The sequence below is a fragment of the Mycobacterium sp. NGS18 genome, assembly GCF_059813185.1.
In genome coordinates this window covers 346,870-365,626 of the sequence record NZ_JCALEC010000002.1, presented here as the reverse complement: position 1 = coordinate 365,626, position 18,757 = coordinate 346,870, and the positions used below count along the sequence as shown (strand labels likewise).

The following is an 18,757-nucleotide window of genomic DNA, read 5'->3' as shown; positions in this document are numbered from 1 at the left end:
CGGCGGCACAGCGGATCACGGCTCCGGCGGTGTGGGTGGTGGCGGCGCTGGAGGCACACCCGGAAACAGCGGCACACCTCCCGGCCCGTATTGCGGCGCTCCATACGGCGGTGTCCCGAATCCGAGTTCAGGCTGAGGTCCGACCGCCGGACCGGGCAGACACTGGCGGATGGCCGGCGGTAACGGCACGCCACGCGTGACGCGGAACCAGTCGGCATAACAGGACTGCCCGATTCCCGGGTTCGGCCGGACATCAAGACCCGTGCCCCAACCGGTATTCGTGATCAAATGACGCACCGGGAAGTTGTCCGCCACATCAGGCAGGGATCCGCAACCCGGCTTTCCGCCCGGGCCTCCCTTGGCGGCGTGAATCGGCAGATTATCCGGGTATTTGTAGATGTCGTCGCCCAGGAGCAACGCGACATCCACGATGAGCGATGAACCATTGGCGCCGCCCATGTAGTCGGCCAGTCCATAGTCGTCCAGGGCCGTCTTCGCCCCCACCAGAGTGCACGTGAGTTGCGGGTTGTACTTCATCAGCAATGCCGTGGTCGGCTGGAGATCGTTGACCGACCGGACGAAATTCTCCCTGTTCGGGCCGATCAAACTTATCCCGCTGTTGGCGAACCCGGCGACCGTGAGCATCAGTGCATCGAGATCCCGCGAATTGTCGATGATCGTGGAGCTGGTGGTGCTCGCGGATGACAAGATATTCACAATATTTTGGGCCGCGGCCTCGTAGGTATCGCTGGCGTCTTTCAGTGCTCGCCAATCGTCGCGAATCACCTTGCTGCGCGCGTTCAGTGCCACCAGCACGGTATTTGCACCGCTGATCGCCTCACCGATGCGCGCACCCTGTCCGCCCAGGCCCTCGCCAAGCGCCGAGAGGACACCATTCAGCTCTGTCGGGTCCACCTGCCGAATGACGCCGACCAGATTCTGGAAAACCGTGTTGACCTCAGTCGTCACATTGTCCGACCGGAGCACGAGACCGGTAGTCAGGGACTTGGTGCTCGGATCCACCGGGTAGACGAGCTCGACGTACTTGGCGCCGAACGCAGTGGTAGCGGCGATTCGCGCCCCGACATTGGCGGGGATGAGAGCGACCTTGTCCGGATCGATTTCGAGTTTCAAGCTCGCCGGCTGCTTGCCGCCGGAAATCTGACCGACGCGGCCCACCTGGACGCCGCGCATCTTCACCTTGGCGCCGGTCTCCATGACCAGGCCGGTCCGATCCGAGATCAGGGTCACCGGTACATAGGACCGGAATGATCGGTTGAACGATTGCCCCACCAGCCAGACAGCCAACATCACGACGATAGTGAATATCAGTGTCCACCAACGCGGGTGAACACGCGGCTGGCCGTGCCCGATGTCCATTGCTACCCCGCCAGGTGGAAGTTGCCCGATTGGCCATAGACGGCCAATGTGATCGCCACTGTGACCAGCACTGCCGCGAGCACCGAGGCGCGCGTGGCCCTTCCCACCGCCTCGCCTACACCTGCCGGCCCGCCAGAAGCGGTGAACCCGTAGTAGGTGTGAATCACCATGATCACGACGCTGGCGATGGAAACCTGCGCGAACGACCAGATCAGGTCGGTGGGGCTCAAAAAGGTATGGAAATAATGGTCATAAACGCCGGACGACTGGCCGTAGACCACCGTTGTCCCGAAACGAGCGGCGAAAAACGTCATGACCACGGCCACGCAGTAGAAGGGCACCACGACCACGAGGCCCGCCAATACCCTTGCCGATGCCAGATACGCGACCGCCCGAACCCCGATTACCTCTAACGCGTCGATCTCTTCATTGATCCGCATCGCTCCAAGCTGTGCCGTCGCACCGGCACCGATGGTCGCTGCCAAGGCGAATTCGGCGGTCAGCGGGGCAAGAATCCGAACGTTGAAGTAGGCCGATGCGAACCCGGTCAGTGCTTCCACGCCGATCTGACCGAGCTGACTGAAGCCCTGCGCTGCTATGAGCGCACCTGTGGACAGCGTCAAGATCGCGATGACCGCGACCGTTCCGCCGATCATCGCCAACGCACCCACACCCATACTCATCTGGGCAACGAGGCGGATCAACTCGACGCGATAGTAGAGAAACACGTCTCGGATGGACGTCAGCGTCTTCACGTGGAATTGGATCTGGCTGCCGATGCGATCCCAGCCGGCCACCCATTGGTTGATCTTCCGATCAAAACCGGTAGACCCGAATTTCACCACCCGGTTCATAGCGTCACCCGGAATCCGACAGCGGTGACCACCGTATTGATGACGAACAGCGCCAAGAACGAGAACACCACGGTTTCGTTCACCGCGTTGCCGACTCCCGCGGGACCACCACCGACGGAGATACCCATATAACACGCGATCAAGCCGGCGGTGAGACCGAACAACGTGGCTTTGACCAGGCAAATGACCACATCGGCGAGCCCGGTGATCAAGGTGAGGCCGGCGACGAAGGCCCCGGGCGTGACGTGCTGGAAATAGACCGAGAAGGCGAACCCACCGGCCAGGCCGACCAACACGACAAGGGGAGACAACAGGAAGGCGACCAGGGTCGCTGCCAACACGCGCGGAACCACCAGCGCCTGAATCGGATCAATGCCCATCACCCGCAACGCGTCAAGTTCCTCGCGAATAGTGCGCGCCCCCAAGTCCGCGCACATCGCGGTTGCTCCCGCGCCCGCCACCACCAACACCGTGACGACAGGACCGATCTGCAACACAGCACTAAGAGCTGCACCGGTACCCGAGAAGTCCGCGGCCCCGAGTTCGGTCAACAAGATGTTGAACATGAAGACCGCCAGCACGGTGAACGGGATCGACAGGACCAGCGTGGGCACGAGTGAGACCCGCGCGACGAACCACGCCTGCACCAAGAACTCTCGCCAGGCAAACGGAGCCCTGAACGTCTGAACGATAGTGTCGAGCGCCATCGCGAAGAACCCTCCGAGCGCCCGCATCGGCTTGCCGACGACCGCTACGTCACGCATCGCGTCCTCCCCACCGATCGGACGAGCTCGCCTGACGAGGTACCGCCGATCCATGAGGGAAATCCGCCTTCGCCCAGGGCCGAGTCAGCCGTCTCGCAGGATTCGGAGCGTCCAAGCCACTTCCCCCAGCCGTCGGACTGCCTTTGCCGCTGCGGACCAGCGGCGCGGTTCAGCGTTCGAATCGAGATTAAACTAGATTCCTGCAGGGTTGGCAAGGATTGCCAGATCCGCGATTAAAAATGTTGGGCGGTGTCGCTAGCGATATGCTTGTATAGTCTTGTATGCCAACGGTTCTCACTTTTCGCTATGCTTTCACTCCGGCCACTCCGTCATCCGCTGTCGGTCAGACGGATCCATCCAAGGCCGCTAAAATCAAATTTAGACATGGGCGCACACAGCAACCGGGTCCGCGCGCCGCGGCGCGGGTATCGCCATCCCGTCGACGCCCTTGACAACTCGCACCCAACCCGAGACAATTCATCAGACGATGAATTACCTGTCTTCCAACGCACGGAACCGGAGGGATTGCGATGCCCGGATATCTGGCCGCCCTGGCGCTCGCGCTGTGCCCCGTTCTGGTTGCCGCTCGCCTGATCATGCTGCGGCGCAGCGGAACCGACGCGCTGCACTTCGGGAATATCGACAAGACGGACTTCTTGATCCCGCCCTTTGCGCTGATCTACTTCTACGTCATTTTTGCCGGTGCGTTCGGTTGGCCGCTGATCGCCGCCGACCGGTTCTTCAACTCCGCTCCGATCGCCTGGGCCGGTGTCGCGGTCTGCTTCGGGGGCCTGCTGTTCGTCCTACTGAGCCTGCTGGCCTTCGGCACCAGCTTCCGCGTCGGTATCGACACCGATCACCCGGACAAGCTGGTGACCTCGGGTGTGTTCGCGATCAGCCGCAACCCCATCTACGTCGGATTCGCCCTGGTGTTGCTCGGCCAGTTCCTGGTGTTTCCAACCTGGATCCCGTTGCTCTACCTGCTCGCCGCGACGTGGCTGTTCAACCGTCAGGTACTGCGGGAGGAGGCCTTCATGCGTGAGCACTACGGCCGCGAATATGCCGAGTATTGCGGCCGGGTTTGCCGGTACCTGTAGGCGCCCAGCTGCGCGCGAGAATCGCCGACAGCACCCGCTGCAGCTCGGTGTCGGTCTCAGCTCGGCTCAATCGGCCGCGGCGAGAAACTCCCGCGCCACCTCGACTACGCGCTCCCGGTCTCCGGCCACCAGCCCGATACGGGTCCGCCGATCCACGATGTCCTCCACGGTCAGTGCACCCTCGTGGCTGACCGCATACTCGAATTCGGCGCGGATCACGTCGATCCCGTCGGCGACCGGATCTTCCGGCCGCCCGCAGGTGGCGGTGGCCAGCACGTTGGCCGCCTCCGCCCCGTAGCGCAGCACCAGCGACTCGGGCAGGTCGGCCGTCAGCGGCAGTTGCGATCCCGGGTTATCCGGCGCGCCGACGAGCGGCAGGTCGCGGGTACGGCAGGATGTGGCGCTCAGCGCCCGCAATCGCACCGCGCGATCCAGCACATCTTCGGCCATGTGCCGGTATTCGGTCAGTTTGCCGCCGATCACGCTGAGCACCCCGGACTCCGATTCGACGACGGCGTGGTTGCGCGAGACGTCGGCGGTGCGGCCCTCCCCCGTGTCGATGAGCGGCCGCAGACCCGCATAGGAGCCGATGACGTCACCGGCGCCCAGGGTGGTCCCCAGCGCGGTGTTGACGGTGTCGAGCAGGAAGGACACTTCCGCCGGAGTCGGCTGCGGCACATCGGGAATCGGGCCGGGCGCTTCTTCGTCGGTGAGGCCCAGATAGACCCGGCCGAGCTGTTCGGGCATGGCGAATACGAACCGGTTCAGCTCGCCCGGTATCGGCACGGTCAGCGCGGCGGTCGGGTTGCCGAAGGCCGCCGCGTCGAACACCAGGTGGGTGCCGCGACTCGGCCGCAGCCGCAGCGCCGGGTCGAGGTCGGCGGCCCACACCCCGGCCGCGCTGATGACGGCCCGCGCGGCGACGTCGAAGGACTCACCGGAACGCTGGTCGGTCAGGCGAACCGACTCGCCGGTGGCCTGCGAGGCGGCCACATAGCTCAGGATCGTCGCGCCGTGCTGGGCCGCGGTGCGGGCCACCGCCGTGACCAACCGGGCGTCGTCGATCAACTGTCCGTCGTAGGCCAGCAGCCCACCGTCCAGTCCGTCGCGGCGCACGGTCGGCGCCAAGTCGATGACCTGTTCGCGCGAGATCCGTTGCGAGCGCGGCAGTACCGTCGCCGGGGTGCCCGCCAGCCGGCGCAGGGCGTCACCGGCGAGAAACCCGGCGCGCACCAGGGCCCGGTCGCGCCCGCGCATCGAGCCCAGCAGCGGTACCAGCTGCGGCATCGCCCGCACCAGATGAGGTGCGTTGCGGGTCATCAGAATTCCGCGCTCGATCGCGCTGCGCCGCGCGATGCCGACGTTGCCGGTCGCCAGGTACCGCAGCCCGCCGTGCACCAGTTTGGAGCTCCACCGGCTGGTGCCAAACGCCAGGTCGTGCTTTTCGGCCAGCACCACCCGCAGGCCCCGGGTGGCCGCGTCCAGGGCGATTCCCGCGCCGGTGATCCCCCCGCCGATCACGACGACATCAACAGCCGGGCCCTCAGCCAGGGCCGTCAGCTCGGCGGTGCGGCGCGCGGCGTTGAGGGCCGCATCGGCTGTCACGACAGGTACCTGTTCAGCGTGTAGGACAATTCGGCGGCCAGGGCATCCTCATCCAAGAGGGGCGCGACGATCTGCGCGGACTGGATCGCCGACTGGGTGATCAGCAGGCACATCGCGGCGAGCTGACGCGGGTCACCCGCCCGTACGCTGCCGGTCTTCTGGGCATCGGCCAGCTCGGCGGCCGCCAGGTCGATCAGCCGCTGTTGGCTGGCTCCCATGCGCTCGGCGATGTAGACCATCGCCAGGTCCGGTGCGTGATGCAGCACCTGCATGACCACCTCGTCGCGTCGCAGCCGTGCGGCCACCGCGACGATCCGCATCACCAGCGCCTCACGTCCGGTTCCGGGGCGCGCCAGGTCCGTCCAGGCCTCGGCGACCCGCGCGGTGAGCAGCGCGGCGATCACCGATCGACTGTCGGGCCAGCGCCGGTAGACGGTCGGACGGCTGACCCCGGCGCGGCGCGCGATCGCCGCCAAAGTCACCCGCTCAACGCCGAGCGCGAGCAGACAACTCGCCGCGGAGTCGAGGATCCGCTCCCCCACATCGAGCTGCTCATCATTACTAGTTGACAGCATATGTAATACTGTAACGCATGACTGCGCCCGATGCCCAGGATGCCCTCCTTCCCCCGATGAAGTGGAACGCTTGGGGCGACCCGTCGGCCGCCAAACCGCTGTCCGACGGCATCCGCCAGCTGCTGAAGGCGGCGCTCGGCATCGAGGGCACCCCGGTCGCCGAAGTCGCCCCCGATCAGGTCCCGCTGCGCCCGTCGACGCTTACCGATACCCACCACCAGGCACTGGCCGCGATCGTCGGCGAGCAGTTCTGCCGGATCGATCAGGCCGGCCGGCTGTTGCGCGCCGGAGGCAAGTCCACCCTGGACCTGTTGCGGCGCAACGCCTCCGGGTCCCAGGATGCGCCCGATGCCGTGTTGTTGCCCGCGACCGATGACGAAGTCGCCGCGATCTTGAGCTACTGCACCCAACAGGGGATCGCGGTGGTCCCGTTCGGCGGCGGCACCAGCGTCGTCGGCGGCCTCGACCCGATCCGTGGCGACTTCGCCGCGGTGATCTCACTGGACTTGCGGCGCTTCGATGAACTGATCAGCCTCGACAAGATCTCCGGCGAAGCGGAATTCGGCGCCGGCGTCACCGGTCCCGACGCCGAACGCCTGCTCGGCGAGCACGGCTTCTCACTGGGTCACTTCCCGCAGAGCTTCCAGTTCGCCACCCTCGGCGGATTTGCCGCCACCCGGTCATCCGGCCAGGATTCGGCCGGTTACGGTCGATTCGACGACATGGTCCGCGGCCTGCGGACGATCACCCCGGCCGGCGTGCTGGATCTGGGCCGCGCCCCGGCCTCCGCCGCCGGCCCGGACCTACGTCAATTGCTGATCGGCTCAGAGGGCGTGTTCGGCGTCATCACCCGCGTCCGGGTGCGGGTGCATCCGGTGCCGGCGACCACCCGCTATGAGGCGTGGTCGTTCCCCGACTTCGCCACCGGCGCCGCGGCCCTGCGGGCGATCACCCAGACCGGCACCGGCCCCACCGTCGTCCGCCTCTCCGACGAAGCCGAGACCGGTGTCAACCTGGCTAGCACCGAGCAGATCGGCGAACAGCAGATCACCGGCGGCTGCCTGGCCATCACGCTGTTCGAAGGAACCGCCGAGCACACCGAGAGCCGGCACGCCGAAACCCGGGCGCTGCTTGCCGCCCAGGGCGGCACCTCGCTGGGCGAGCAACCGGCACGCGCCTGGGAACACGGCCGCTTCTCGGCGCCATACCTGCGGGATTCACTGCTGGCCGCCGGGGCGCTGTGCGAAACGCTGGAGACCGCCACGAGTTGGTCCAACCTGCCCACCCTCAAGGCCGCCGTCACCGAGGCATTGACCACCGCGCTCGCCGACAGCGGCACCCCGGCGTTGGTGATGTGCCACATCTCGCACGTCTACCCCACCGGCGCATCGCTGTACTTCACCGTCGTCGCCGGCCAGCGCGGCAACCCGATCGAGCAGTGGCGGGCCGCCAAAACCGCTGCCGGCGAAGCGATCATGCGCACCGGCGGGACCATCACCCACCACCACGCCGTCGGCGCCGACCACCGGCCCTGGATGCGCGACGAGGTGGGCGAACTCGGTGTGCAGGTGCTGCGGGCGGTCAAAGCCACCCTGGACCCGGCCGGAATCCTCAATCCCGGCAAACTCATCCCGTGAACAAGCGGATCACGCTGCTGACCAACCCGGCGGCCGGGCACGGCAACGCCCGGCACGCCGCCGAGCGGGCACTCGCCCGTTTCCAGCAGCGCGGCGTCGACGTCAACCACATCGTCGGCGCCGATGCCCGGCACGCCCGGCAGTTGCTCGACGAGGCGCTGGCCGCGGGTACCGACGCGGTGGTGGTGGCCGGCGGCGATGGCGTCATCTCACTGGCGCTGCAGGCGCTGGCCCTCGGCGACGTACCGCTGGGCATCATCCCGGCCGGCACCGGCAACGATCACGCCCGCGAATACGGTTTGCCCACCGGTGATCCCGAGGCCGCCGCCGACGTCGTCGCCGACGGCTGGACCGAGACGGTCGATTTGGGCCGGATCGTCCCGGACGGTGCCGGGCCGTCTTGGTTCGGCACCGTGATGGCGGCCGGCTTCGATTCGCTGGTCAGCGACCGCGTCAACCGGATGCGGTGGCCGCATGGCCGGATGCGTTACAACGTGGCCATGGTGGCGGAGATCTCCAAGCTGCGGCTGCTGCCGTTCCGGCTGACCTTCGACGACGACGAGCCGCTCGACATCGATCTGACGCTGGCGGCCTTCGGCAACACCCGAAGCTATGGCGGCGGCATGCAGATCTGCCCGGGCGCCGATCATTCCGACGGCTTGCTGGACGTCACCATGGTGCACTCGGATTCGCGTACCAAGCTGATCCGGCTGTTCCCCACCGTGTTCAAGGGCACCCATGTGAGCCTGGACGAGGTGAGCACCCGGCGAGCCACCTCAATCCGGGTGGAGTGCCCGGGCATCAACGCCTACGCCGACGGCGACTTCGTCGCCCCACTGCCGGTGACGGTGTCGGCGGTGCCGGGCGCGCTGCAGATCCTGCGGCCCCAATAACGCCGAACAGACGTGAAAGCCCCCAATTACGTGCTCAAAAGGGGGCTTTCACGTCTGCTCGCGGAAGGAGAACTCAGCCCACGCCGCGGCTGAGCCAGGACACCTCGGCGCCGTCGCCGCCGTCGCGGAAGGCCTCCAGGGCCTCGTCCCAGGCAGTGCCCAGCACGGTTTCCAGGTCGGCGGCCAACGCGTCGGCGCCGGCCGCCATCATCGTGCGCAGGCGATTCTCGCCCACCATCACATCACCGTTGGCGCTCATCGCCCCGCTCCACAACCCCAGTTGCGGGGTGTGGCTGAACCGCTGGCCGTCGACCCCGGCGCTGGGGTCCTCGGTGACCTCGAAGCGCAGCACCGACCAGGAGCGCAGCGCGCTGGCCAGCCGGGCACCGGTGCCCACCGGCCCGACCCAGTTGACCACCGAGCGCAGCTGTCCGGGCATGGCCGGCTGCGGCGTCCAATTGAGCTTGGCCTGGGCATTCAGCGTCGAGGTCAGCGCCCACTCGACATGCGGGCACACCGCCGCGGGCGACGCGTGGATGTACACCACGCCGCTGGTCACGTCGGCGAATTGATTCGTCGCGCGCATCAGTTGCTCCTTCGGATCCACGAGGGACGTCTTCCCCAACGGCCTGGCGGAACCGAGCTGAGCAGTGATACTGCTGCATATTCTAGTGTCGTATGGGTCTATTGTGCCTTGTGAGACGCCTGTTGGCTAGTCCCGGGCGTACTCCGATACGACGGAGTCAGCCAGCTCGGGCCACCGGCCCGTCACCCAGTCACCGAAGTCGCGGTCGGTGAGCACCACCAGCACCCGCTCGATCGCCGGATCTGCCCAGATCAGGGTGCCTGACTGGCCGAAATGACCGTAGGTCCGAGGCGAGTTGGCCGCGCCGGTCCAGTGCGGCGACTTGCCGTCCCGGATCTCGAACCCCAGCCCCCAGTCGTTCGGCCGCTGCGGCCCATAACCGGGCAGCACGCCGTTCAGTCCCGGGAACTGCACGCTGGTGGCTTCGGCGTGCAGCTGCGGTGACACCGTGGCCGGTACCAGCAGGTCACCGGCGAAGGCGGCCAGGTCGGCGACGGTCGAGGTGACCCCGAAACCGGCCGCCGCGGCACCGCCGTCCAGCCGGCTGGACGCCATCCCCAGCGGCTCGAACACCGCTTCGGCCAGGTAGTGGCCGAATTCGATGCCCGACGCGTCCTGCACCGCCGCCGCCAGTACCGCGAAGCCGTGGTTGGAGTAGACCCGCCGAGTGCCCGGCTTGGCCAGTACCCGGTCGGAGTCCGCCGAGAGCCCGGAGGCGTGCGCGAGCAGATGCCGCACCGTCGCCCCGGGCGGCCCGGCCGCCGTGTCGAGCTCGACGGCCCCCTCCTCGACCGCGACCTGCACCGCGCGGGCCACCAGTGGTTTGGTCACCGAGGCCAGATAGAACGGCCACTCGGTGTCGCCGTGGGTAGCCAACACGCCTTGCGGGCCGATCACCGCGGCGGCCGCGTGACCGACCGGCCAGTCGTCGAGGGCAGCGAGGGCTCCGGGAGCGTCGAGGGCGGACATCGCAGGCCAGCCTAGAGCCTGCCGAGCCCGGCCTCCGCGCGGATCGCGGCGCGAACCGCCTTGCGGTGACTGGTCGCGCTGCACCCGAACCAGCGCCGGCAGGACCGGCTGAGCACGCTTTGTTCGGCGTAGCCGAGTTCACGGGTCAGGTGCGACAGGCTGATGTCGGTGTCGCGCAGATAGCGGTCGGCGGCATCCCGACGAACCCCGTCGACCAGGGCGGCGAACGTGGTCTGCTCGGCGGCCAGCCGCCGGTGTAATGCCTTGGGGTGCAAGCCCAGTTCGCCCGCGATCAGGCCCAGGGTCACCGTGCCGGTCGGCAGCAGCTGCCGGGTGATGGCGCGTACCGATGCGGCCAGGCCCGACGACTCGGCGGTGATGCCGCGCAGGTAATGCACCATGGCCTGATGGGCGTGGTCGTCGCGGTGCAGCGGGCGGTCCAGGTCGGCGGTGCGGAACGTGAAACCCGCGACCGGTTGGGCGAAGTACGGCCGACAGCCGAAGTAGGCCAGGTACTCGCGCACCGGGGTCAGCGGCTCGTGCGGAAGGTGCACCGACAGCGGCGCATACGGGGCGTCGAACATCATCCGCATGATGCCCAGCGACACCCCCAATGACAGCTCGGTGGTCTGCGGGTGCGGCGGCGACCGCTCGATGAGCACCTCGAAGGCGTAGAACGACTCGGTGCGCCTCGCACCCGGCTGGATCCGCGCCGAGATCGCCGGGCTGTAGGCCGACAGGAAGCGTTCCACGATCGCGAAGCCGGCACCGACGGTGGCGGCCGTGCGCGCCGCCACCCCCAGCGGCCCGAAGTTGCCGATGTCTTGGCGCAGCGCCAGCCGCCGCCCGAAATCCGGTGTGGCGGTCGCACTTGCCGCCCCTTCAACGGCCAGGATCACCGCGCGGTACGGCACGAACACCTCGTGTGTCCCGACCGCCGCGGGCGGCACCCCGGCAGCGGCGAGCAACTCGGCCGGATCACCGCCGAGTTCGCTGACCAGTTCCGGGTAACCGGACAGCGCCGTCCCGCGCACCACCGACATGTCCGCAACTGTCAAAGAAATGTCCGCTGATGTCAAGACTTCGGGCCGGCCGAGGGCCATGCTGGGAACAGCATCCCGCTTGAAAGGAGCTCCCCGTGAGCTTTGACACCGTGATCCGCGACGGCCGGTGGTTCGACGGCACCGGCGCCCCCTCGGCGATCCGCAACATCGGCATCCGCGACGGGCACGTCGTCGCCATCAGCGCCGAACCGCTCGACGAGGCCGGCTGCCCCCAGGTGATCGACGCGGCGGGCAAATGGGTGATGCCCGGCCTGATCGACATCCACACCCATTACGACGTCGAGATCCTCACCGCACCATCGCTGTCGGAATCGGTGCGCCACGGCGTGACCACCGTGCTGGTGGGCTCCTGTTCGCTGTCCACCATCCACGTCGACGGCCCGGATGCCGGCGACCTGTTCGGGCGGGTGGAGGCCATCCCGCGGCAGTACGTGGTCGACACGATCGACCGGTTCAAGACCTGGTCGAGCTGTGCGGACTACATCGCCAGCCTCGAGAAACTGCCGCTCGGCCCGAACGTGACTGCGTTCATCGGACATTCGGACATGCGCTCGGCGACCATGGGGCTGGACCGCGCCACCCGCTCCGACGTCCGGCCCACCGCGGCCGAACAGGCCCGGATGGAACAGATGCTCGACGAGGCATTGCAGGCGGGATTCGTCGGAATGTCTTCCCAGCAGCTGCTTTTCGACAAGATGGACGGCGACGTATGCCGCTCGCGGACATTGCCGTCGACCTATGCCAAGGCGAAAGAACTGCGCCGACTCAAGTCGAAGCTGCGCCGCAGCGGACGGATTCTGCAGGCCGGCCCCGACGTCAAGAACCCGTTCGACGTGATCTCGCAGCTGGCGCAGGCCCTGGGGATCTTCCGCCGGCCGCTCAAGACCACGCTGCTGGCCGCCGCCGACGTCAAGAGCAACCGGCTGGCGATTCCGGCCATGGTCAAGGCGTCACGCATGCTGACCAAGCTGGGCGCCGATTTCCGCTGGCAGCACCTGCCGGTGCCGTTCGAGGTGTACGCCGACGGCATCGACCTGGTGATCTTCGAGGAGTTCGGCGCGGGCGCTGAAGCGCTGCATCTGCGGGAGTCGGTCGAGCGTGACGAGCTGATGCGCGACGAGTCCTACCGGCGGCGCTTCCGCAAGGACTACGCCAACAAGTACGGGCCCCGGGTCTGGCACCGCGACTTCTTCGACGCCGAGATCGTCGACTGCCCCGACGCCTCGGTGATCGGAAAGTCGTTCGGGCAGGTCGGGGTCGAGCGCGGCGGGGTGCATCCCGTCGACGCGTTCCTCGACCTGGTGCTCGAACACGGGACCGCGCTGCGCTGGCACACCACGATCTCCAACGACCGGCCCGAGGTGCTCAAGCAACTCGCCGCAGAACCCGGCATCCAGATGGGCTTCTCGGACGCGGGGGCGCACCTGCGCAACATGGCGTTCTACAACATGGGCCTGCGGCTGCTGCGCCACGTCGTCGACGCCCAACGAGCGGGGCAGGCGTTTCTGACCGTCGAGCAGGCGGTGCACCGGTTGACCGGCGAACTGGCCGACTGGTATCGGATCGACGCCGGCCATCTGCGGGTCGGCGACCGCGCCGACGTCGTGGTCGTCGACCCCGACCGCCTCGACGCCACGTTGGACGCCTACGCCGAGGAGTCTTTCGCGCAGTACGGCGGAATGTCACGCATGGTGAACCGCAATGACGACACCGTCGAGGCCGTGTTCATCTCGGGTCGCGCGGTGGTCTTGGACGGCCGGCCCACCGATGTGCTCGGCACGCAACGCACCGGCAGCTTCCTGCGCGCCGATACCCGCACCCCCGCGGTCGCCGCGCAAGCCACCGCGCCGGGCGCCGCCCCGGCCACCTATGGTTGAGCCCATGAGTCAGACGGTGCGCGCGGTGATCTCGCGGCAAAAGGGCAAGCCGGTCGAGGTGACCGACATCGTGATTCCCGATCCGGGGCCGAACGACGTCGTCGTCGCTGTCAGCGCCTGCGGGGTGTGCCACACCGATCTGACCTACCGCGACGGCGGCATCAACGACAGTTACCCGTTCCTGCTGGGCCATGAGGCCGCCGGCACCGTGGAGGCGGTGGGCTCGGCGGTGAGCGCGGTCGCTCCCGGCGACTTCGTGATCTTGAACTGGCGCGCGGTGTGCGGGCAGTGCCGGGCCTGCAAACGCGGCCGGCCGCACCTGTGCTTCGACACCTTCAACGCCTCGGTGCCGATGACGCTGACCGACGGCACCGAGCTCACCCCGGCGCTGGGCATCGGCGCCTTCGCCGAGAAGACCCTGGTGCATGAAGGCCAGTGCACGAAAGTCGATCCGGCCGCCGACCCGGCGGTGGCCGGGTTGCTGGGTTGCGGAGTGATGGCCGGTCTGGGCGCGGCGGTCAACACCGGCGCGGTGACGCGCGATGACACCGTGGCCGTGATCGGTTGCGGCGGTGTGGGTGATGCTGCGATCGCCGGCGCCGCCCTGGTCGGTGCGAAGAAGATCATCGCCGTCGACACCGACGACACCAAGCTGGCCTGGGCCCGCGACTTCGGCGCCACCGACACCATCAACGCCCGCACCCAGGACCCGGTCGAGACCATCCAGGAGCTCACCGACGGTTTCGGCGCGAACGTGGTGATCGATGCGGTCGGGCGCCCCGAGACCTGGAAGCAGGCGTTCTACGCCCGCGACCTGGCCGGAACCGTGGTGTTGGTCGGCGTCCCGACACCGGAGATGCGCCTGGAGATGCCGCTGATCGACTTCTTCTCCCACGGCGGGTCGCTGAAGTCGTCCTGGTACGGCGACTGCCTGCCCGAACGCGACTTCCCCACCCTGATCAGCCTGTACCTGCAGGGCCGGCTGCCGCTGGAGAGATTCGTCTCCGAACGCATCGGCCTCGACGACGTCGAGGAGGCATTCCACAAGATGCACGACGGCAAGGTGCTGCGCTCGGTGGTGGTGCTGTGAGCAGCCCGATTCAGCGTGTGGTCACCAGCGGCACCTTCGAACTCGACGGCGGCAGTTGGGAAGTCGACAACAACATCTGGATCGTCGGTGACGACTCCGAGGTGGTGGTCTTCGACGCCGCCCACGACGCGGCCCCGATCCTCGACGCGGTCGGCGGTCGCACGGTGACGGCGGTGGTGTGTACGCACGGCCACAATGACCACATCACGGTGGCGCCGCAGCTCGGCGAAGCCCTCGATGCGCCGGTGCTGCTGCACCCGGCCGACGAGATGCTGTGGTGGATGACGCACCCGGACAAGAACTTTGAGCCGATTTCGGAGAGCCAGACGCTGCAGGTGGCCGGTACCGAGATCCGGGCACTGCACACTCCGGGCCACTCGCCGGGCTCGGTGTGCTGGTACGCGCCGGATTTGGGCGCGGTGTTCAGCGGCGACACGCTGTTCTCCGGCGGCCCGGGAGCCACCGGACGCTCGTTCTCGGATTTCCCGACGATCCTGGCGTCGATCTCCGAGCAGCTCGGAAAACTGCCGGCCGACACCGTCGTCTACACCGGCCACGGCGACAGCACCCGTATCGGGGATGAGCTGGTGAACTACGACGAGTGGGTGGCGCGCGGCCACTGACGATGCACCGCGAGGAACGAGCGGTGCGGAGGAAGTGGCCAATTCGGCACGGCCACTGACCCTCAGCGTTCGTTGAGGATTCGCCGCTTTTCGGCCTCGAACTCCGCCTGCGTCAACGCCCCGCAGTCGCGCAGTGCCGTAATGGTTTTGAGCTGCTCGATCCGAACGCCCTCGCCGTCGGGGACGAACTCCGCGCCGGCCGGCGCAGGGCTGCGGCCGCGGACCGGCCAGTACCGCGCTGCGATCAGGCCCACGATGCCGATCCCGAACACCACCGGGAACACCCACACCAGCGACCCGTAGGCACTGGGCGCCCCGAAAGCCAGCCGCGGAGCGATGAAGCCGCCGACCTGCCCATCGGTGCTGATCTGATAGTCGCCCGCCGCCGCCACTCGCATCCGCCACAACCGCCGCCGGGCGTCGTTGTTGACCGTCGTGGTGCCACCGATGCTCTCGGTGAACTCCGGGTCGGCCACCCCGGCCGGCGGCTCGAGACGCAGGCTCAGCGGCGGGACCGGCAGGCCACCGCCGCTGGGACTGGAGATCACCCGGGTATGCAGGCTCACCGTCACCTCCCCGGCCGGCAGCCTGATAGTGCCGGTCCCCGGGATCGGCACCTCGCCGTAGGCGTTGTAGCGGTCCAGCACGAACACGTTGAGGGCCAGCGCGCCCACGAAACCGACGACCCCGACCACCATCAGGGCCACCGAGACCGGGACCGCAAGCCGTCGGACCGGCCGTGCAGCGCTCATTCGGGCAGTGTGCCACGCCTGGCCCCGGAACCGATCCCGCCGGCGCCGGACCGGCTGCCGCCGCATTCGCTACCGTCGGAGGTATCGCCGAAACCGGTCGGAGGTGTCCATGCCAGAGTCGAGCATCGTCGTCCGCCCGGAGCCCGCCGGAACCCCCTCGCGGCGATTGCAAGCGGCCGGGTTGGGCCATGCCACCGCGGTGTTCGAGCAGCTGGCGGCGACTGTTCCGCTGCCTCCCGCGCCGCGTCCGATCGTCGTCGCCGACTACGGCGCCGCCACCGGCTACAACTCGCTGCTGCCGATCGGCGCCGCTATCGCGGCCTTCCGCCGGCGCACCCGGCCCGACCACGCCGTCCTGGTGACCCACACCGACCTGCCCGACAACGACTTCACCGCACTGTTCCGCACGCTGGCCGATGATCCGGACAGCTACACCCGCAGGGACGCGGCCAGCTTCCCGTCGGCGATAGGCCGCTCGTTCTACGCCCAGATCCTGCCGTCGCAAAGCGTCAACCTGGCCTGGACGTCCTGGGCGACGATGTGGCTGCGCCGGCCGGCAGCGGAACTGCCCGAATTCGACGATCACGTCCATGTCGAGCACAGCGACGACGCGGCCGCCCGGCAGGAGTACGCCCGTCGGGCCGCCCAGGACTGGCAGGACTTCCTGGCCTTCCGCGGAAGGGAACTGGCCCCAGGCGGCAAGCTGCTGGTATTGACCGCTGCGGTCGACGCGCAGGGCCGGTCGGGCTACCGGCCCGTGCTCGACGCGATCGTGGCGGTGCTCGACGAACTGGTCGGCGAGGGCTTCATGAGCCGCGACGAGGTCACCCGCATGACCATCCCCGTGCTCGCGCGCAGCGAGAAGGAACTGCGCGCACCGTTCGCCCCCGCTGGAAGATTCGAAGCGCTGACGATCGAGCGGTTGGACGTGTTCGACGCCGAGGACCGGTTCTGGGACCGCTATCTGCTCGACGGCGACGCGGGCGCTCTCGGCGCCCAGTGGTCCGCCTTCACCAGCGCCGCGGTCTTTCCGGCCCTGGCGGCGGCTTTGGCCGGTGGGGCCGGCGACCCGCGGGCGGCCGAGTTCGTGCAGCGCCTGGAGGCCGGGGTCGCCGCTCGGCTGGCGAGCAGCCCGCAACAAGTGCAGATTCCGCTGGCGCTGGTGGTGCTGGCCAAACGAGTGGCGTAACGCTACGGAGTGGCCGGGGTCTCGGGGTGCTCGGGAGCCGGGTGGGCCGGGCCCGCCGGAGCCTCCGGAACCGCCGGCGCAGCTGGTGGAATCGGCGCGGGGTGGGGCGCGAACGCCGGTGGCAGCTCGACGGTCGGCGACACGGTGGTCGTGGTGGCCGACACCGGCACACCGGAATCCGGTTCGTCATCGGCGGCGTGCCGCAGCACCAGCACGGCCACCGTGCCCAGCAGCATGGCGACCAATGCGGCCACGATGACCACCGGAACCGGCCGCCGATACCACTGGGCGTCACCACGGCCGTCGATCTCGTCGGGCTCCGGCGCGGCCGGTTGGCGCGGCGATACCGGCGCCGGGCGAACCGGCGGCGGCGTGATCAGTGGTTTCAGCGCCGCGTTCGGCGGCGTGTCGGCCGGCGGCGGCGGGGGCTCCACCGGCGGCGCGGGGGGCTCGGGGAACGGTGGTGGCTCGGCCGGCGGCGGCGCTTTCTTCGGCGTGGCCACCACGTTGCCCGCGACGCTCAGCGCGGCGCCGATGGCGGCCGTCAGCTGTGGCCGCGGCGAGCTGATGACAGGGGCCCCGAAGCGTTGCGACAGGCCGGTCGTGACGGTCGGCATGTTGGACCCGCCACCGACCGACACGATCGCCGACAGGTCGTCGGGCACAATATCGTTGTCGTCCAAGGTGTTCTGCAACACCGTGAAGAAGCCGTCGAGCGGCTGGCGCAGCGCCTCGTCGAGTTCGGCGCGGGTCAGCCAGACGCCGCCGTGGAATCCCGCCAGCTCGGCGACCGTCTCGGTTGACAGTTGCTCCTTGGCGTCGCGGCACTGGCTGCGCAACCTGGTCAGCGACCCCACGGTCGGGGGTCCGTCGCCGTTGCCGCCCAGATCGGCCACCACATGGTCCAGCAGCGCCTGATCGATCACATCACCGGAGAACGCGGTGACGCGTCGGGGGGCGCCGACCGGTTCGAAACCACGCCCGGCGTCGACCAGGCTGATGGTGGTTCCGCTGCCGCCGAAGTCGCACACCGCGATGGTGCCGTGGTCGGGCAGGCCCGGATTGGACTGCAGGGCGGTCAGCACCGCCGTGGTGTCGGAGATCAGTGTCACCGGATGCTGCGCCCACTCCGAGACCCGGCCCAGCGCGGTGCGCAGCGCGCCGACGGCCTCCCGCGACCAGTGGGCGGGGTGACTGACCGCCACCGCGGGCGGTATCGGGCGCCCCTCGGTCGCGGCGTAGGCCAGTGCGTGCAGTCCGTCGCCGAGCAGTTGCTCGGCGCGGTGGGTGGACCCGTCGCCGGCCACCACCGGCCCGCCGCCGCCGACCCGGTCCACGAAGTCGGTCACCACCAGGCCGCGTTCGTCGAGAGCGGCGTTGACCGCCGAATTCTCCGAGGGCATGCCGATCTGGGAGGGGCGGTCGCGGAACAGCGTCAGCACCGGCCGCCGGGTGATCGCACGATCGGCGGTGACCGCCGCCAGGGTGGTCGCTCCGACGGACATGCCCATCGCGGGGCCCGTGTCATGCGCCATGCTGTCCCGTCCACGATGTTTACCGGCGATCGAACGCACCGGATCGTAGGCAATTTTATCGAGGAGTGTCCTGTTTACCCGGCATTGCAGCGGCATTGGTGCGCCGAACGGCCCGCGACGGGCGTCGAACGCCTGAGAGCCGGCGCGCGCCGGTACCCGGTGGCGCCGCGCCCGGACCAGGCCAGCGGCGCCGGCCGGGCCGTCCGGGTGTGAGTTTGCTCCGGTGCCGCCACCGGGTGCTCGCCCCGACGACACCCGGCAGACACC

Annotated in this window: 17 protein-coding genes; 7 read left to right on the top strand and 10 right to left on the bottom strand. The window is 68.4% G+C overall.

Annotation, left to right across the window (positions count from 1 at the left end):
- Nucleotides 1-15 precede the first annotated feature (15 nt).
- Genes AC5Y31_RS05200 through AC5Y31_RS05190 form a run of 3 tightly spaced genes read right to left on the bottom strand, consistent with a single transcriptional unit; the run spans nucleotide 16 to nucleotide 2,998 of the window.
- Nucleotides 16-1,380, bottom strand: a complete 1,365-nt coding sequence (locus tag AC5Y31_RS05200; protein ID WP_499978628.1) for an MCE family protein — start codon at nucleotides 1,378-1,380, stop codon at nucleotides 16-18.
- Between the two features lie 2 nt (nucleotides 1,381-1,382).
- Complete coding sequence (locus AC5Y31_RS05195) at nucleotides 1,383-2,234, bottom strand: ABC transporter permease (protein ID WP_499978624.1); 852 nt, start codon at nucleotides 2,232-2,234, stop codon at nucleotides 1,383-1,385.
- On the bottom strand, nucleotides 2,231-2,998 hold the full coding sequence (locus AC5Y31_RS05190) for an MlaE family ABC transporter permease (protein ID WP_499978987.1): 768 nt from the start codon (nucleotides 2,996-2,998) through the stop codon (nucleotides 2,231-2,233). The genes AC5Y31_RS05195 and AC5Y31_RS05190 overlap by 4 nt, the downstream gene beginning before the upstream one ends.
- Nucleotides 2,999-3,528: 530 nt before the next feature.
- Here AC5Y31_RS05190 and AC5Y31_RS05185 point away from each other — a divergent pair.
- Complete coding sequence (locus tag AC5Y31_RS05185; protein ID WP_499978620.1) at nucleotides 3,529-4,095, top strand: methyltransferase family protein; 567 nt, start codon at nucleotides 3,529-3,531, stop codon at nucleotides 4,093-4,095.
- Between the two features lie 66 nt (nucleotides 4,096-4,161).
- Here AC5Y31_RS05185 and AC5Y31_RS05180 read toward each other — a convergent pair whose 3' ends face one another.
- Both AC5Y31_RS05180 and AC5Y31_RS05175 read right to left on the bottom strand, forming a co-directional pair.
- Entirely contained in the window at nucleotides 4,162-5,700 is a 1,539-nt protein-coding gene (locus tag AC5Y31_RS05180) for a glycerol-3-phosphate dehydrogenase/oxidase (protein ID WP_499978617.1), read from the bottom strand.
- Nucleotides 5,697-6,275 (bottom strand): TetR/AcrR family transcriptional regulator, encoded by a 579-nt coding sequence (locus AC5Y31_RS05175; protein ID WP_065024944.1) that lies wholly within the window; start codon nucleotides 6,273-6,275, stop codon nucleotides 5,697-5,699. Before AC5Y31_RS05175 ends, AC5Y31_RS05180 begins: the two co-directional genes overlap by 4 nt.
- 56 nt (nucleotides 6,276-6,331) lie before the next feature.
- Here AC5Y31_RS05175 and AC5Y31_RS05170 point away from each other — a divergent pair, with 56 nt between their 5' ends.
- Nucleotides 6,332-7,912, top strand: a complete 1,581-nt coding sequence (locus AC5Y31_RS05170) for an FAD-binding oxidoreductase (protein WP_499978985.1) — start codon at nucleotides 6,332-6,334, stop codon at nucleotides 7,910-7,912.
- Nucleotides 7,909-8,805, top strand: a complete 897-nt coding sequence (locus AC5Y31_RS05165) for a diacylglycerol kinase (protein ID WP_499978614.1) — start codon at nucleotides 7,909-7,911, stop codon at nucleotides 8,803-8,805. The genes AC5Y31_RS05170 and AC5Y31_RS05165 overlap by 4 nt, the downstream gene beginning before the upstream one ends.
- Before the next feature lie 73 nt (nucleotides 8,806-8,878).
- Here AC5Y31_RS05165 and AC5Y31_RS05160 read toward each other — a convergent pair whose 3' ends face one another.
- The 3 genes from AC5Y31_RS05160 to AC5Y31_RS05150 form a co-directional block, all read right to left on the bottom strand.
- Nucleotides 8,879-9,391 (bottom strand): DUF3145 domain-containing protein, encoded by a 513-nt coding sequence (locus tag AC5Y31_RS05160; RefSeq protein WP_064855248.1) that lies wholly within the window; start codon nucleotides 9,389-9,391, stop codon nucleotides 8,879-8,881.
- A 126-nt stretch (nucleotides 9,392-9,517) separates the two neighbouring features.
- Nucleotides 9,518-10,360 carry a serine hydrolase domain-containing protein gene (locus AC5Y31_RS05155; protein ID WP_499978608.1) on the bottom strand — a complete coding sequence of 281 codons (843 nt, stop codon included), beginning with the start codon at nucleotides 10,358-10,360 and terminating at the stop codon, nucleotides 9,518-9,520.
- An 11-nt stretch (nucleotides 10,361-10,371) separates the two neighbouring features.
- Nucleotides 10,372-11,403, bottom strand: a complete 1,032-nt coding sequence (locus AC5Y31_RS05150) for an AraC family transcriptional regulator (protein ID WP_499978605.1) — start codon at nucleotides 11,401-11,403, stop codon at nucleotides 10,372-10,374.
- A gap of 95 nt (nucleotides 11,404-11,498) precedes the next feature.
- On the opposite strand from AC5Y31_RS05150, the gene AC5Y31_RS05145 reads away from it, so the two are divergent.
- From AC5Y31_RS05145 to AC5Y31_RS05135, 3 genes are read left to right on the top strand one after another with little or no spacing between them, the layout of a single operon-like run.
- On the top strand, nucleotides 11,499-13,301 hold the full coding sequence (locus AC5Y31_RS05145; protein WP_499978602.1) for an N-acyl-D-amino-acid deacylase family protein: 1,803 nt from the start codon (nucleotides 11,499-11,501) through the stop codon (nucleotides 13,299-13,301).
- Nucleotides 13,302-13,305: 4 nt separating this feature from the next.
- The gene (locus tag AC5Y31_RS05140; protein WP_499978600.1) at nucleotides 13,306-14,391 is read left to right on the top strand and encodes an S-(hydroxymethyl)mycothiol dehydrogenase; all 1,086 of its coding nucleotides are present in this window, start codon (nucleotides 13,306-13,308) and stop codon (nucleotides 14,389-14,391) included.
- On the top strand, nucleotides 14,388-15,014 hold the full coding sequence (locus AC5Y31_RS05135; RefSeq protein ID WP_499978598.1) for an MBL fold metallo-hydrolase: 627 nt from the start codon (nucleotides 14,388-14,390) through the stop codon (nucleotides 15,012-15,014). The genes AC5Y31_RS05140 and AC5Y31_RS05135 overlap by 4 nt, the downstream gene beginning before the upstream one ends.
- 62 nt (nucleotides 15,015-15,076) lie before the next feature.
- Here AC5Y31_RS05135 and AC5Y31_RS05130 read toward each other — a convergent pair whose 3' ends face one another.
- Nucleotides 15,077-15,766 (bottom strand): SHOCT domain-containing protein, encoded by a 690-nt coding sequence (locus AC5Y31_RS05130; protein WP_499978595.1) that lies wholly within the window; start codon nucleotides 15,764-15,766, stop codon nucleotides 15,077-15,079.
- A gap of 109 nt (nucleotides 15,767-15,875) precedes the next feature.
- Here AC5Y31_RS05130 and AC5Y31_RS05125 point away from each other — a divergent pair, with 109 nt between their 5' ends.
- Nucleotides 15,876-16,955 (top strand): class I SAM-dependent methyltransferase, encoded by a 1,080-nt coding sequence (locus AC5Y31_RS05125; protein ID WP_499978593.1) that lies wholly within the window; start codon nucleotides 15,876-15,878, stop codon nucleotides 16,953-16,955.
- Nucleotides 16,956-16,957: 2 nt separating this feature from the next.
- Here AC5Y31_RS05125 and AC5Y31_RS05120 read toward each other — a convergent pair whose 3' ends face one another.
- Nucleotides 16,958-18,490 carry an Hsp70 family protein gene (locus AC5Y31_RS05120; RefSeq protein WP_499978590.1) on the bottom strand — a complete coding sequence of 511 codons (1,533 nt, stop codon included), beginning with the start codon at nucleotides 18,488-18,490 and terminating at the stop codon, nucleotides 16,958-16,960.
- Between the last annotated feature and the right edge of the window lie 267 nt (nucleotides 18,491-18,757).

Excerpts from the sequence above, each read along its gene's own strand:
- AC5Y31_RS05175 (WP_065024944.1), bottom strand. The coding sequence starts at position 6,275 with ATGCTGTCAACTAGTAATGATGAGCAGCTCGATGTGGGGGAGCGGATC.
- AC5Y31_RS05140 (WP_499978600.1), top strand. The coding sequence starts at position 13,306 with ATGAGTCAGACGGTGCGCGCGGTGATCTCGCGGCAAAAGGGCAAGCCG.
- AC5Y31_RS05155 (WP_499978608.1), bottom strand. The coding sequence starts at position 10,360 with ATGTCCGCCCTCGACGCTCCCGGAGCCCTCGCTGCCCTCGACGACTGG.
- AC5Y31_RS05200 (WP_499978628.1), bottom strand. The coding sequence starts at position 1,380 with ATGGACATCGGGCACGGCCAGCCGCGTGTTCACCCGCGTTGGTGGACA.
- AC5Y31_RS05195 (WP_499978624.1), bottom strand. The coding sequence starts at position 2,234 with ATGAACCGGGTGGTGAAATTCGGGTCTACCGGTTTTGATCGGAAGATC.
- AC5Y31_RS05130 (WP_499978595.1), bottom strand. The coding sequence starts at position 15,766 with ATGAGCGCTGCACGGCCGGTCCGACGGCTTGCGGTCCCGGTCTCGGTG.
- AC5Y31_RS05190 (WP_499978987.1), bottom strand. The coding sequence starts at position 2,998 with ATGCGTGACGTAGCGGTCGTCGGCAAGCCGATGCGGGCGCTCGGAGGG.
- AC5Y31_RS05160 (WP_064855248.1), bottom strand. The coding sequence starts at position 9,391 with ATGCGCGCGACGAATCAATTCGCCGACGTGACCAGCGGCGTGGTGTAC.
- AC5Y31_RS05150 (WP_499978605.1), bottom strand. The coding sequence starts at position 11,403 with ATGTCGGTGGTGCGCGGGACGGCGCTGTCCGGTTACCCGGAACTGGTC.
- AC5Y31_RS05125 (WP_499978593.1), top strand. The coding sequence starts at position 15,876 with ATGCCAGAGTCGAGCATCGTCGTCCGCCCGGAGCCCGCCGGAACCCCC.
- AC5Y31_RS05120 (WP_499978590.1), bottom strand. The coding sequence starts at position 18,490 with ATGGCGCATGACACGGGCCCCGCGATGGGCATGTCCGTCGGAGCGACC.
- AC5Y31_RS05185 (WP_499978620.1), top strand. The coding sequence starts at position 3,529 with ATGCCCGGATATCTGGCCGCCCTGGCGCTCGCGCTGTGCCCCGTTCTG.
- AC5Y31_RS05170 (WP_499978985.1), top strand. The coding sequence starts at position 6,332 with ATGAAGTGGAACGCTTGGGGCGACCCGTCGGCCGCCAAACCGCTGTCC.